The sequence below is a fragment of the Pseudomonas sp. zjy_15 genome (assembly GCF_043101865.1).
GTDB lineage: Bacteria > Pseudomonadota > Gammaproteobacteria > Pseudomonadales > Pseudomonadaceae > Aquipseudomonas > Aquipseudomonas putida_Y.
In genome coordinates this window covers 67,210-81,475 of the sequence record NZ_JBICII010000037.1, presented here as the reverse complement: position 1 = coordinate 81,475, position 14,266 = coordinate 67,210, and the positions used below count along the sequence as shown (strand labels likewise).

Here is a 14,266-nt window from a genome sequence, read left to right as displayed (position 1 = left end):
CTCAGTAGTGGCTCAGCTGTGCCTGCTTGACCAGGTCCTCGTACAGGCGGGCGTAGGGTTCAACCGCCTGGCACCAGTTGAACGGTTGGGTCATCGACAGGCAGCGCATGGCGTTCAGCAGGTCCTTCTTGCCGTATACATAGAAGGCGCGGCTGAGTGCCTCGCGGTAGCTCTCGACGGTAGATTCGTTGAACAGGAAGCCTGTCACGCCGCACTCGATGGTGTCGGCCAGGCCACCGGTATTGCGTGCCACCGGCAGCGAGCCGAAGCGCTGCGCGTACATCTGGCTGAGGCCGCACGGCTCATAGCGCGATGGCATCAGCAGGAAATCGCTGCCGGCGAACATGCGCCGGGCATCGGTTTCATTGAAGCCGATACGCACACCGATGCGGCCCGGGTGACGCAGTGCCAGCTCGCGCATGGCCTGTTCCTCTTCCGGTTCGCCGCGGCCGATGATCGCGATCTGCCCGCCTTGCTCGACGATGTAGTCGGCCACGCCCAAGGTCAGGTCCAGGCCCTTTTGATAGACCAGCCGCGACACAACGGCGAATAGCGGGCCTTCGGAATCTTCCAGGCCGAACAGTTCGCGCACCTCCTGGGCGTTACGCGCTTTGCCCTCCCAGTCGTTGATGCTGAAGTTGTGCTGCAGGTGCTTGTCGGTGGCCGAGTCCCAGCTTTCGTCGATGCCGTTGGGGATGCCACCAAGCAGGCCTTGCTGGGCCTTGCTGGCGAGGAACCCGTCCAGGCCGCAGCCGAATTCCGGGGTGGTGATTTCCCGGGCATAGGTGGCGCTGACTGTGGTGATGTGGCTGGAGTAGGCCAGGCCGGCCTTGAGGAACGACAGCTTGCCGTAGAACTCCATGCCTTCCTGCTGCATGGCATGTTCGGGTATCGCCAGCTCCGGGCTGCAACCGCGGCTGTACACACCTTGGTAAGCCAGGTTGTGGATGGTGAACAGCGTGGGCGTATTCAGGCCGCGCCAGTGCATGTAGGCGGGGGCAAGGCCGGCGGGCCAGTCATGTGCGTGCACCACTTCCGGCGTCCAGTGGATCTTGCCTTCGCCGGCAGCGATTTCGGCGGCAGCCAGGCCCAGGCGGGCGAAGCGGATGTGGTTGTCGGGCCAGTCGCGGCCATTGTTGGCACCATAGGGTGTGCCGTCGCGCTGGTACAGTTCAGGGCAGATCAACACATAGATGACCAGGCCGTCGGCCATGTCCATGCGCCCGATCTTGCATGGCGGCAGGGCCGCATGGCCGCCCAGCTCACCCACGATATGTATCGGGTTGTCGCTTTCCATCACCTGGCGGTAGCCGGGGATGAGCACCCGCACATCGTGCAGGTGCGCCAGGGCACGGGGCAGGGCAGCGGACACGTCACCCAGGCCGCCGGTTTTCACCAGGTCGGCGATTTCCGAAGTCACGAACAGAATCTTGCGCATGTTCGGGTTGTGCTGGCGCTGGGCGCCGGGTGCCTTGCCTGTCGTGGCGAAATCCGGGGTGAGCGGCTCGCGGTTATCCGGTTTGAAAGCGTCTACGTGAGGCTCGACAGCGGCACTGATCATACTTCTCTCCGTCCCTATGCTTGGTCGGGTGCTGGCACCCGTGGCGATGTTTCGTGCTGGTTCTCTCTAGTTTGAATCTGCTTAGTGCGTTCCATGCCCCAGGGTCGTGCGCGCAGGCACTACGCGATCAGCATTCCGGCCGAAGGCGCTTGGACTGGTTGGGGGGTGTGGGCCGGGGATCGGGAATAGCCCAATGCGCCTGGCCGACTTATATTCATGACCTGCCGGGTTTCCTGAAAGTTCGACTTTTTTGGGGTCACTCTTCCGTTGAGCAAATGGCGGGCCGAAAACCGAGTGTAGGAGAGAAAGTGATAAAAAGGTGACCCACTGGTCACTATTGTTATGTGCGGAATAGACGCAAACGTTGGCGTTTGTGACGGGGTGGGAAAAGGGGTGGGCGAGCGTGGGGCAAAGGGTTTTCGAGCTGCGCCAAATTGTGGCTCGCTACGTACAACGCACCTTTTTGGGGCGTAAGGGTGAGGGCAGCTTTATGCTGCGAAGCGGTTGGATGGGCGGAAAATGCTGCTTTCAATACAGGCGCTTTCTGGGCACTCGCCTGCTCCGGTTGCCCGGCAGGGTTCCAAGAGGGCGACTGGATTGAGGAGCAGACGGGTGGGAGCCATGCAGCTCCCACAGGCGGCAAGGGGATCGATCAGAGGCTGACAGCTTTATCGCCAGCGCGCTGTTGCGCCAGCAGCAGGTTCAACTGGGCGACCTGCTCGCGGAGTTGGTCACGTTCGTCCTTCAGTTTACGCAACTCATCACGGCGCACGGAGACATAGAGGGTCTGGGGTGGAGTTGCTGGCATCAATGTACCCATGAGCACACCTCGCGGTTTTGGCTGGTGACAAGTCAAAGCGTAGACGCTTCACGCGGGGCGCATTTTGAATTCTTTCGCAGGCCTTGGGAACTTTTTTGTATATCGTGGTCTTGCCGTTCGTCGCTGAACCCTCGGGCGGCATGCTGGACTAATCTGAAAAGCTGGACTACGTCGTCATCCATTTCGAAAGGGAGTATTGGCTCATGCAACTGGGAATCGTTGGGCTGGGCCGTATGGGCGGCAATATCGCAAGGCGCCTGATGCGCGCCGGCCATCGCACCGTGGTGCACGACCGCAACCGCGAAGCCATCACCGGCCTGGAGGGCGAGGGCGCCCAGGGCGCGCACGACCTCGGTGCACTGGTGCAAAAGCTGAAAGCACCGCGCGCGGTATGGGTGATGCTGCCGGCTGGCGACCCCACCGAGCAGACCATCGCCCAACTGGCCGAATTGCTGGAGCCGGGCGATGCGATCATCGACGGCGGCAACACCTTCTACAAGGACGACATGCGCCGCGCTGCAGAGCTGGCCAAGCGCGGCCTGCATTATCTGGACGTCGGGACTTCCGGCGGCGTGTGGGGCCTCGACCGCGGCTACTGCATGATGATCGGTGGCGAAAAGGACGTGTTCGAGCGCCTGGAACCGCTGTTCAAGGCGCTGGCGCCGGGCGTGGGCGACATCCCGCGTACCCATGGCCGCAGCGGCGAGCACCAGCGTGCCGAACACGGCTACATCCACGCCGGCCCACCCGGCGCCGGGCACTACGTGAAAATGGTGCATAACGGCATCGAGTACGGCCTGATGCAGGCCTATGCCGAAGGCTTCGACCTGCTGCGCAGCAAAGGTGGCAACGAGCTGCCGGAAGACCAGCGCTTCGACCTGAACGTGGCCGAAATTGCCGAAGTGTGGCGTCGCGGCAGCGTGGTGACCTCGTGGCTGCTCGACCTCACTGCCGATGCGCTGGTGGCCGACCCGCAGCTGTCGCAATTCAGTGGCTCGGTGTCCGACAGTGGCGAAGGCCGCTGGACCATCGACGCCGCCGTCGAGCAGGCGGTGCCGGTGCCGGTGTTGTCCAGCGCACTGTTCGCGCGCTTCCGTTCGCGCCAGCAACAGGGCACCTACGGTGACAAGATCCTCTCGGCCATGCGCCTGGGCTTCGGTGGCCACATCGAGAAGAAAGGCGAATGACTACACAGACCACCGCGTCCGCCCCCCCTTGTACGCTGTTCCTGTTCGGCGCCAATGGCGACCTGGTCAAGCGCCTGCTGATGCCCGCGCTGTACAACCTCAGCCGTGACGGTTTGCTGGACCGTAACCTGCGCATCGTCGGTGTTGACCATAACCCGGCCAGCGCCGAAGAATTCGCCGCGCGCCTGCACGCGTTCATGGTCGAGCGCGACAAAGGAAGCGAGGGCAGCGCCAAGTGCCTGGACGAGAAGCTATGGGCCCGCCTGGCCAAGCGCCTGGATTATCAGACGGGCGACTTTCTCGATCCGGCCACCTACCAGGCCCTGGCCAGGCGCATCGACAAGACCAGCCACGGCAATGCCATTTTCTATCTGGCCACGTCGCCGCGCTTCTTCCCCGAGGTGGCGCAGCGCCTGGGGCAGGCCGGCCTGCTGGACGAGTCTGCCGGCGGTTTTCGCCGGGTGGTGGTTGAAAAACCGTTCGGCACTGACCTGGCCAGCGCCGAGGCGCTCAACGCCTGCCTGCTGAAGGTGATGGGCGAGCGGCAGATCTACCGCATCGACCATTACCTGGGCAAAGAGACGGTGCAGAATATTCTGGTCAGCCGCTTTTCCAACGGCTTGTTCGAATCGTTCTGGAACAATCACTACATCGATCACGTGCAGATCACCGCAGCGGAAACCGTCGGTGTCGAGACCCGTGGTGCCTTCTATGACAGCACCGGCGCCCTGCGCGACATGGTGCCCAACCACCTGTTCCAGCTGCTGGCGATGGTGGCCATGGAGCCGCCGGCCGCGTTCGGCGCCGATGCGGTGCGCGGTGAAAAGGCCAAGGTGGTCGGCGCTATCCGCCCATGGTCGGCAAAAATGGCCCTGAAAAACTCCGTGCGAGGCCAGTACAGTGCCGGCAAGCAGGGGCGCAAGCCGTTGCCAGGCTACCGCCAGGAGGCCAACGTCGCGCCGGATAGCCAGACCGAGACCTACGTGGCGCTGAAGGTGATGATCGACAACTGGCGCTGGGCCGGCGTGCCGTTCTACCTGCGCACCGGCAAGCGCATGAGTGTGCGTGACACCGAGATTGCCATCTGCTTCAAGCCCGCGCCGTATGCGCAGTTTCGCGAGTCGGAGCTGGAGCGGCCCAAGCCCAACTACCTGAAAATCCAGATCCAGCCCAATGAAGGCATGTGGTTCGACCTGCAAGCCAAACGGCCCGGGCCGGAACTGGTGATGGAGAATGTCGAGTTGGGTTTTGCCTACAAGGACTTCTTCAAGATGACCCCGGCCACTGGCTACGAGACGCTGATCTATGACTGCCTGACCGGTGACCAGACCCTGTTCCAGCGGGCAGACAACATCGAGAACGGCTGGCGGGCGGTGCAGCCGTTTCTCGATGCCTGGGCCCAGGGCGGCGAAGTGCATGAGTACTCGGCTGGCGAGGACGGGCCGGAGGCCGGCAATGAATTGCTGGCCCGCGACAAGCGCGAGTGGCACCGGTTGGGGTGAGAGGTTTGCAAGCCTGTGCCGGCCGTTTCGCGGGCAAGCCCGCTCCTACAGGGAATTCCATTTCCCTCAGGCACCTGCGAAGAGGCCAGCACAGGCAACCACACAAAGGAGACCCAATGCCTGCCCATATCGAAGACTACGCCCTGCTGGGCAACTGCCGTAGTGCGGCGCTGGTCAGCCGCGATGGCTCGCTGGACTGGCTGTGCCTGCCACGTTTCGACGCCCCCGCCGTGTTCGCGGCCCTGTTGGGCAATGAAGAAAACGGCCGCTGGCGCCTGGCCCCTTGCGACCCGGTAGCGCACAGCAGCCGCCAGTACCTGGGCGACACCCTGGTGCTGGAAACCACCTGGGTGACCGCAAGCGGTCGTGCCCGGGTGCTCGACTTCATGCCTTTGGGCGAGGTCAATTCGGTGGTGCGCATCGTCGAAGGCTTGTCTGGCGAAACCAGTTTCGAAATGGACCTGGTCATGCGCTTCGACTACGGCCGCAGCGTGCCCTGGGTGGAACGGCTCGACCCACTGACCCTCAGCGCAGTCGCCGGCCCTGACCGGCTGATCCTGTGCAGCACCGTGCCCCCGCAAGCCCGCGACCACCATACCGGCTGCCGCTTTCGCGTCAGCACGGGCCAGCGCCAGGTCTTCAGCCTGCGCCACCAGCCCTCGCACTTGCCGGTGCAGCCCGACTGCGACATCGACCAAGCCTTGGCGAACACCTGCGAGCAATGGCAGGCCTTCGCCGACCGCTGCCCGCAGGTAGGGCCATATACCGCCCTGGTGCGCCGTTCGCTGCTCACCCTCAAGGCCATGACCTACGCCCCCACCGGCGGTATTGTCGCAGCCGTCACCACGTCGCTGCCCGAGCGTGTGGGTGGCGAGCGCAACTGGGACTACCGCTTCTGTTGGCTGCGCGACGCGACCATGACCCTGCTGGCCTTCATGAACCTTGGCTATTTCGACGAAGCCCAGGCTTGGCGCGAGTGGCTGCTGCGCTCGGTGGCCGGCAACCCCGAGCAGATGCAGATCATGTATGGCCTGGCCGGCGAGCGCGACCTGCAGGAGTACACCTTGCCGTGGCTGGTCGGTTATGAGCATTCACAGCCGGTGCGGGTGGGCAACGCCGCCTCGGCGCAGACGCAGCTGGACATCTATGGCGAACTGGCCGATGCGATGACCCAGGCGATCAAGGGCGGGTTGCCCCGCCACCCGCGCAGCGCCGCCATTTCGCGCTTGATACTGCCTTATGTCGAACGTATCTGGCGCGAGCCGGACGAAGGCATCTGGGAAATGCGCGGCGGCCGACAGCAGTTCGTGCACTCCAAAGTGATGGCCTGGGTCGCCTTCGACCGCGCCGCAGGGCTGGCCGACACCACAGAAGAAGGCCAAGAGCGCGGGCAGCATTATCGCCAGGTAGCTGACGAGATTCACCGCGAAGTGTGCGAGCGCGGCCTGGACGCCAGCGGCCGGTTCTTCGTCCAGGCCTATGGTTCGACCGAAATGGACGCCAGCCTGCTGCAGATCGCCCTGACCGGCTTCCTGCCGGCGGATGACCCACGCTTCATGCGCACGCTCGAGCAGATCGAACAGCGCCTGCTGAAGAACGGCCTGTTGCTGCGCTATGACAGTGACAGTTGCAGCGACGGCCTGACGCCGGGCGAGGGCACGTTCCTGGTGTGTTCGTTCTGGCTGGCGGACGTTTATGTATTGCTGGGGCGCCAGGCCAAAGCCGAAGCGCTGTACCAACACCTGGCCGGCCTGTGCAACGACCTTGGCCTGCTGGCCGAACAATACGACCCGGCCGGCCAGCGCATGCTCGGCAACTTCCCCCAGGCCTTCAGCCAGATAGGCATCATCAACACCGCGCTGAATCTGCACCGCGCACAGTGCCCGGCGCGCGACCGGGCGCGTTGTGGGTAGCGAATGAGTGGGGCGACTGCCTTGACCGGAGTAGACTAGGCCAAACACCCTTCGGCACGGAGCACACATGGGCATTCGCGGTACTGACCGGCAAATCGACAACATCGAGTTCAATGTCAGCGACATTTCACGGAGCAAGGCCTTCTATGGCAGCGTGTTTGGTTGGGCATTCACCGACTACGGGCCGACCTACACCGAGTTCAGTGACGGCCGGTTGACGGGTGGCTTCACCACGGGTGAGCCGGTGCGTCCGGGTGGGCCGCTGGTCATCTTGTACGCCGACGACCTGGAGGCCACGCAGCAGCGGATCGAAGCCGCCGGGGCGAAAATCAGCCGGGCGACCTTTGCCTTTCCCGGCGGGCGGCGTTTTCATTTCATTGACCCGGACGGTTATGAACTGGCGGTGTGGACGGCCCAAGCCTGATGGCCAATCACAAGATCGAAATCCGCCGACGCAATATCGAAAAAATCCTGCAAGCGGCGGAAAAGGTGTTTGCCGAGAAGGGCTATGGCGCCACCTCGATGGGGGATATCGCAGAGCAGGCTGAGTTGCCACGCTCCAACCTGCATTATTACTTCAGCACCAAGGACGAGCTGTTCCGCGCGGTGCTGCAGGACCTGCTGGATGTGTGGAAGCAGGACGCCCTGTGCTTCGAGAACTTCGACGATCCGCGTGTGGTGCTGACCAGCTACATCCGGGCGAAGATGGGCCATTCGCGCTCGCGGCCGCTGGGCTCGAAAATCTGGGCCGAAGAGATGCTGCACGGCGCGCCGGTGCTGGGGGTTAACCTCGACGAAAGCCTGGTGCCTTGGGCGAAGATGAAAGAAGCCAAGATCCGCAGCTGGGTGGAAGAGGGGCGCATCCTGCCGGTGGAGCCGTCGGCGCTGCTGTACATGATCTGGGCCTCGACCCAGCATTACGCCGACTTCGGTTACCAGGTGCAGTTGCTGAACGGCGGCGAGATGCTGTCGGACATGGCGTTCGAGAGTGCCGTGCAGACGGTGACCAGCGTGATCTTGCGGGGGATAGGGCTGGCGCCGTGAACCGGCGATGGAGGCCGCTGCGCGGCATTCGCGGGCTTGCCCGCTCCCACAGGTTCTGCGCTGTCCTCAGAAATGGCGCAGTCCTGTGGGAGCGGGCAAGCCCGCGAAGGGCTGCATGGCAGCCCCCATTGCTTCAACTGGCCTCGCGGTACGGGTTACGCGGATCCTGCGTCCAGTTCAGGTACGGCTTGCCGGTATCCTGTGCCTCCATTTCGATGCAGTTTTCCACCGGGCAGGTGATCTGGCACAGGTTGCAGCCTACGCATTCCTCTTCGATCACACTGTAGGCATGCGTGCCGTCAGCTTTCAGCGTGCTGGCAATCGCCTGGTGCGAGGTGTCCTCACACGCAATGTGGCAACGCCCGCAGCCAATGCACGCCTCCTGGTCAATGTGCGCCACCGACTTGTAGTTGATGTCCAGGTATTTCCAGTCGGTGGTATGGCCCACCGCCTGCCCGCGGAACGCCTCGATGTTGGGGTGCCCATGCTGGTCCATCCAGCGTGCCAGGCCGTCCTGCATGTCCTCGACGATACGGAAGCCATGTAGCATCGCTGCCGTGCACACCTGCACGGCGCCACTGCCCAAGGCCATGAACTCGGCTGCGTCACGCCAGTTGCCGATGCCGCCAATGCCACAAATCGGCAAGCCACGCGTTTCCGGGTCGCGGGCGATTTCCGCCACCATGTTCAAGGCAATCGGCTTCACTGCCGAACCGCAGTAACCACCATGGGTGCTCTGGTCTCCGACAATCGGGTGGGCCACCATGCGGTCCAGGTCGACGCTGGTGATGGAGTTGATGGTATTGATCAACGACACGGCATCGGCCCCGCCCCGGTGCGCGGCGCGGGCCGACTGGCGGATATCGGTGATGTTCGGCGTAAGCTTCACGATCACCGGCAGCGCGCAGTACGTCTTGCACCAGCGGGTGACCATTTCCACATATTCCGGTACCTGGCCAACGGCCGCCCCCATGCCCCGTTCCGGCATACCGTGCGGGCAACCGAAGTTCAACTCGATGCCATCGGCCCCGGTGGCTTCCACCAGCGGCAGGATGAACTTCCACGACTCCTCTATGCACGGCACCATCAGCGACACGATCAATGCGCGGTCGGGCCAGTCTTTCTTCACCTGGGTGATTTCGCGCAGGTTGATGTCCAGGGAGCGGTCGGTGATCAACTCGATATTGTTGATCCCCTGTACCTGACGGTTGGCACCATAGTGCGCCGAGTAGCGCGACGACACGTTGACCGCCGCAGGGTCTTCGCCCAGGGTCTTCCAGACCACGCCACCCCAGCCGGCCTCGAAGGCGCGGACCACGTTGTAGGCCTTGTCGGTTGGCGGTGCGGAGGCCAGCCAGAAGGGGTTGGGTGCCTTGATGCCGGCAAATACGATAGACAAGTCGGCCATTTACGCTGCCTCCACGTTGAGCATGAGTTGGGCATGGATGGCTTCGGCGGCCAGCTTGCCGTGTTGCACGGCCTGCACGGTAAGGTCCTGGCCCAGCGCGGTGCAGTCGCCGCCTGCGTATACGCCCGGTAGGCTGGTCTGCAGGTTTTCGTCAACGCGGATGCGCTCACCCTCGCGGGCCAGTTGCGCAGCCACCGGGTCGTGGAGGCTGGTGTCGTCGAAGCGCTGGCCAATGGCCTTGAAGATGGCGTCCGCAGCCAGCTCGAAGGTTTCGCCGGTATCGCGCAGGCGGCCTTCCGCCAACTCGGTGCGGGCAAAGCGCATGCCGCGGACCTTGCCGGCGTCATCCAGCAGCACGGTATCAGGGCGGGCCCAGGTGTGCAGGCGCACCTGATTGGCCTTGGCGATGTCCTGCTCGTGGCCGGTAGCGCCCATGTCTGCCTGACCACGGCGGTAAACCAGGTTGACGTCACGGGCACCCAGACGGCTCATTTGCACGGCCATGTCGATGGCCGTGTTGCCAGCACCGATCACCAGGCAGCGGTCGGCCAGCGGTAGCTGGCTCAGGTCATCGGCCTGGCGTAGCTCACGGATGTATTCGGTGGCGGCGAGCACGCCGGGGGCTTCCTCGTCGGGCAGGCCTAGCTGGCGCACGGCATTCAGGCCGAGGCCCAGGAACACCGCTTCGTACTGATCGCGCAGCTCGCCCAGGCTGAGGTTGTCACCCAAGCGCTGGCCATGGCGGACTTCGATACCGCCAATGCCCAACAAGAAATCCACCTCCCGCTGGGCATAGTCGTCTACCAGCTTGTAGCGGGCGATACCGTACTCGTTGAGGCCGCCGGCTTTGTCGCAGGCCTCGAACACCACCACGTCATGCCCGTGCATGGCCAGGCGGTGCGCGCAGGACAGCCCTGCCGGGCCGGCGCCGACCACGGCGATACGCTTGCCGGTGGCTGCCGAGCGCTTGAACGGGTGTGCGCTGAACTGGGCGTTGTCCAGGGCGTAACGCTGCAGCTGGCCGATCAGCACCGGCGCGCATTCCTGGGCGTTGTTGCGCACGCAGGCTTGCTGGCAGAGGATTTCGGTGGGGCACACGCGGGCGCAACTACCGCCAAGGATGTTGGCCGAAAGAATGCGTTCGGCGGCGCCTTGCAGGTTTTCGTCACTGATGCGGTGTATGAACGAGGGGATGTCAATCTCGCTAGGGCAAGCGTTGACGCAGGGGGCGTCGTAGCAGTACAGGCAGCGTGCACTTTCCAGGGCAGCCTGGCGCGCGGTGAGGGGTGGGGCCAGATCGCTGAAGCGCTCGGCCAACTGGTCGGCGCCGGCCCGGGGGCGCGGCAAATGGTTCAGGGCGTCGATCACGGTTGTAGCCTCTCTATTTTTATGGTGCAGGCGACAGGTATTGCGGTGGATTCTGGGGGCGCTGCGCGGCCCATTGCGACGCAAGGCCGCTCCCACAGGCGATCGCGCTCCTTGTGGGAGCGGCCTTGCGTCGCGATGGGCTGCACTGCAGCCCCAATGGTTTCAGCGCTGAACTGGCATCGGCCGCTGATGCTCGGCCCGGCGCCCCAGCACTTCATACACCGACGGGTACGCCGGCCGTTCCACATACCGCCCCGCGCCCGGTTCGGCGCGCAGGTCGCCATCGGCCCAGAGCACCTTGCCCTGGCTGATGGTGTGGCTTGGGATGCCGCGCACGGTGCGGCCTTCGAAAATGTTGAAGTCCACCTGCTGGTGGTGGGTTTGGGCAGAGATGGTGCGGGTGCCCTGCGGGTCCCACAGCACCAGGTCGGCATCGGCACCCACGCGTATAGCGCCCTTGCGCGGGAACAGGTTGAAGATTTTCGCCGTGTTGGTGGAGGTCAGCGCGACGAATTCGTGCATCGACAGTCGCCCGCTGTTGACCCCGGCATCCCACAGTACCGCCATGCGGTCTTCGATGCCGGCGGTGCCATTGGGGATGCGGCTGAAGTCGTCGCGGCCCATGGCTTTCTGCTCGGCGCAGAAGCAGCAGTGGTCGGTGGCGGTGGTGTGCAGGTTGCCCGACTGCAAGCCGCGCCACAGCGCCTCCTGGTGCTCGCGTGGGCGGAACGGCGGGCTCATCACATAACCGGCGGCGGTGGCCCAGTCCGGGTCACGGTAGACGCTGTCATCCAGCAGCAGGTGGCCGGGCAGCACCTCCCCATACACCGGCTGGCCCTTGCCTCGGGCATAGGCAATTTCATCCAGTGCCTCGCGGCTGGAAATGTGCACCAGGTACAACGGCGTGCCGAGGGTTTCGGCAATGCGGATGGCGCGGCTGGCCGCTTCGCCTTCAACCTGCGAGGGGCGCGACAGCGGGTGGGCTTCCGGCCCGGTCATGCCCTGGGCGAGCAGTTTTTTCTGCAGGTGGTACACCAGCTCGCCGTTCTCGGCATGCACGGTGGGCACCGCGCCCAGTTGCAGGCAACGCTCGAAGCTGGCCACCAGGGTATCGTCGGCGGCCATGATCGCATTCTTGTAGGCCATGAAATGCTTGAAGCTGTTCACCCCGTGCTTGGCCACCAGCTCGCCCATCTCTTCGGCCACCTGCTCGCTCCACCAGGTGATGGCGACGTGGAAGCCATAGTCGCTGGCGCTTTTCTGCGCCCAGCCACGCCAGGTGTGGAAGGCCTCCAGCAACGATTGCTGCGGGTTGGGTATGACGAAGTCGATGATAGAGGTGGTGCCGCCTGCCAGGCCCGCAGCGGTGCCACTGAAGAAGTCCTCGCTGGCCACGGTGCCCATGAACGGCAACTGCATGTGGGTGTGTGGGTCGATGCCGCCGGGCATCAGGTACTGGCCGCTGCCGTCGAGGATCTTGCAGTCGGTGGGTGGTTCGAGGTTTTGCCCGATGGCTCGGATCAGGCCATCGGCACACAGGACATCGGCGGGGTAACTCTCTTCGTGGGTAACCACGGTGGCGCCACGGATCAACAGGGACATGCCGTTTTCCTCGCAGGCTGACCGGTCTTGGCCGGTTCTTTGCATTGTCATGGATGCAGGGCGGGCAGGGCGGTCAATCCTGTCAGGCCTGACAAGATTCGAGGCTAGATGCTGATTCTTGATTCAGCAAGAAAATTTTCCCATTAATTTTGTGGTTTTTAAGTAGCTGATATTCAAGGGTTAAATTCAGTGAGCGTACGCAGGACGGGGCTTTCAGGCTATTTGACTGGCTTGACAAGATGAAAATCTGGTCGAGATTTCTAAGCACATTCCGCGTGCGAACTCCGGTCATCGAATCAGCCTGATGAGCGAAAAATAGAAGAAAAACTGGAGAAGGGCCTATGCAACAGAGCAGATCGGAAGTGGTCGAGCAAGATGGCCTGTTCGAGCTGTCCGAGGGCAGCGATGTTCTCGACAGCCCGCGCTACAACCCTGACATTGCACCGACCAAGGTGCACCAGCGTACCTGGAACAAATGGCACATCACCGCCCTGTGGGTGGGCATGTCCATCTGCGTACCCACCTACACCCTCGGCGGCGTGCTCACGGCCTACTTCGGCCTCAGCGTTGGCGAAGCGCTGCTGGCGATCTTGCTGGCCAACGTTATCGTGTTGATACCGCTTACCCTCAATGCCTTTCCCGGTACCAAGTACGGCATCCCGTTTCCGGTATTGCTGCGTTCGTCGTTCGGCATTCTCGGCTCCAACGTACCGTGCCTGATCCGCGCGGTGGTGGCCTGTGGTTGGTTCGGTATCCAGACCATGTTCGGCGGGCTGGCCATTCACCTGTTCCTGGGTTCGGTGTTCGACGGCTGGAAGGCGCTGGGTGGGACAGGCGAGGTGATTGGCTTCATGATCTTCTGGTGCCTGAACCTGTGGGTGGTGCTGCGCGGCGCCGAGTCGATCAAGTGGCTGGAAACGCTGTCGGCACCGCTGCTGGTCGCAGTGGGCGTCGGTCTGTTGTTCTGGGCCTTGCCCCATATGTCGATGTCCGAACTGCTGGCACAGCCGCCCAAGCGCCCGGAAGGGGCGAGCGTGGTCAGTTACTTCTGCGCGGGGCTCACGGCCATGGTCGGCTTCTGGGCCACATTGTCGCTGAACATTCCCGACTTCAGCCGCTACGCCCGCAGCCAGAAGGACCAGATTCTCGGGCAGATCTTCGGCCTGCCGCTGACCATGTTCCTGTTCGCGGCGCTGGGTGTGGTACTGACCGCCGCGTCGGCGTCGCTGGTGGGCGAGACGGTGTCCGACCCGGTCAGCCTGATCGGCAAGATTCAAAGCCCGTTCTGGGTGGCCCTGGCCATGGCGCTGATCGTGATCGCCACGCTGTCGACCAACACTGCGGCGAACATCGTGTCGCCGACCAATGACTTCCAGAACATTGCCCCACGCCTGATTGGGCGAAGCCGCGCGATATGGCTGACCGGCTTCATCGGCCTGGCACTGATGGGCCATGAGCTGCTGAAGAAGCTGGGCCTGATTGTCTCCGACCTTAGCCTGGAGAGCGTGTATTCCAACTGGCTGCTGGGCTATTCCAGCTTGTTGGGGCCCATTGCCGGCATCATGGCGGTGGACTACTTCCTGATCCGCCGGCAGAAGCTGGACCTGGCCGGGCTATACCGCGACGACGTGTATCCCGCGTGGAACTGGGCCGGTTTTGCCGCCTTCGCCTTGCCGGTAGGGCTGACGGTAATGGCGATTGGCAACAGCAGTTTCAGCTGGTTCTATGACTACGGCTGGTTCACCGGCTCGTTGCTGGGCGGTGCACTGTACTACGTGCTTGGCGGTATGGCGGTACGCAGTCCTGTGGTAGCGGGTGTGCCCGCGAAGCGTCCTGAACAGACAACAAAAAAAGCCTGAAG

At 63.4% G+C, this 14,266-nt stretch carries 11 protein-coding genes; 6 read left to right on the top strand and 5 right to left on the bottom strand.

Translation table 11 applies throughout. From position 1 onward, the window contains the following. Position 1: 1 nt before the first annotated feature. The gene (gene glgA, locus ACF8EF_RS07795) at positions 2-1,561 is read right to left on the bottom strand and encodes a glycogen synthase GlgA (protein WP_176682249.1); all 1,560 of its coding nucleotides are present in this window, start codon (positions 1,559-1,561) and stop codon (positions 2-4) included. Between the two features lie 652 nt (positions 1,562-2,213). Then, entirely contained in the window at positions 2,214-2,381 is a 168-nt protein-coding gene (locus ACF8EF_RS07790; protein WP_176682250.1) for a DUF6026 family protein, read from the bottom strand. A 203-nt stretch (positions 2,382-2,584) separates the two neighbouring features. Here ACF8EF_RS07790 and gnd point away from each other — a divergent pair, with 203 nt between their 5' ends. The 5 genes from gnd (at position 2,585) to ACF8EF_RS07765 (ending at position 8,027) form a co-directional block, all read left to right on the top strand. Next, a complete protein-coding gene (gene gnd, locus ACF8EF_RS07785; protein ID WP_176682251.1) occupies positions 2,585-3,568 on the top strand; it encodes a phosphogluconate dehydrogenase (NAD(+)-dependent, decarboxylating) in 984 nt (327 codons plus the stop codon). Further along, entirely contained in the window at positions 3,565-5,070 is a 1,506-nt protein-coding gene (gene zwf, locus ACF8EF_RS07780; RefSeq protein ID WP_176682252.1) for a glucose-6-phosphate dehydrogenase, read from the top strand. Before gnd ends, zwf begins: the two co-directional genes overlap by 4 nt. A 116-nt stretch (positions 5,071-5,186) precedes the next feature. Next, entirely contained in the window at positions 5,187-6,983 is a 1,797-nt protein-coding gene (locus ACF8EF_RS07775; RefSeq protein ID WP_392462013.1) for a glycoside hydrolase family 15 protein, read from the top strand. 67 nt (positions 6,984-7,050) lie between these two features. After that, positions 7,051-7,407: a VOC family protein gene (locus ACF8EF_RS07770; protein WP_003251273.1), complete on the top strand. Its 357-nt coding sequence runs from the start codon at positions 7,051-7,053 to the stop codon at positions 7,405-7,407. After that, positions 7,407-8,027, top strand: coding sequence for a TetR/AcrR family transcriptional regulator (locus ACF8EF_RS07765; RefSeq protein ID WP_176682254.1), 621 nt, complete (start codon positions 7,407-7,409; stop codon positions 8,025-8,027). Before ACF8EF_RS07770 ends, ACF8EF_RS07765 begins: the two co-directional genes overlap by 1 nt. Positions 8,028-8,160: 133 nt before the next feature. On the opposite strand, the gene preA is transcribed toward ACF8EF_RS07765, so the two are convergent. The 3 genes from preA to hydA all read right to left on the bottom strand — a co-directional run bounded on the left by preA (position 8,161) and on the right by hydA (position 12,405). After that, on the bottom strand, positions 8,161-9,435 hold the full coding sequence (preA, locus tag ACF8EF_RS07760) for an NAD-dependent dihydropyrimidine dehydrogenase subunit PreA (RefSeq protein WP_176682255.1): 1,275 nt from the start codon (positions 9,433-9,435) through the stop codon (positions 8,161-8,163). Further along, entirely contained in the window at positions 9,436-10,803 is a 1,368-nt protein-coding gene (locus ACF8EF_RS07755) for an NAD(P)-dependent oxidoreductase (RefSeq protein ID WP_392529066.1), read from the bottom strand. 162 nt (positions 10,804-10,965) lie between these two features. Beyond that, complete coding sequence (gene hydA / locus ACF8EF_RS07750) at positions 10,966-12,405, bottom strand: dihydropyrimidinase (protein WP_176682257.1); 1,440 nt, start codon at positions 12,403-12,405, stop codon at positions 10,966-10,968. Positions 12,406-12,746: 341 nt separating this feature from the next. On the opposite strand from hydA, the gene ACF8EF_RS07745 reads away from it, so the two are divergent. Beyond that, positions 12,747-14,264, top strand: a complete 1,518-nt coding sequence (locus ACF8EF_RS07745; protein ID WP_209967060.1) for an NCS1 family nucleobase:cation symporter-1 — start codon at positions 12,747-12,749, stop codon at positions 14,262-14,264. The last annotated feature ends 2 nt before the right edge of the window (positions 14,265-14,266 follow it).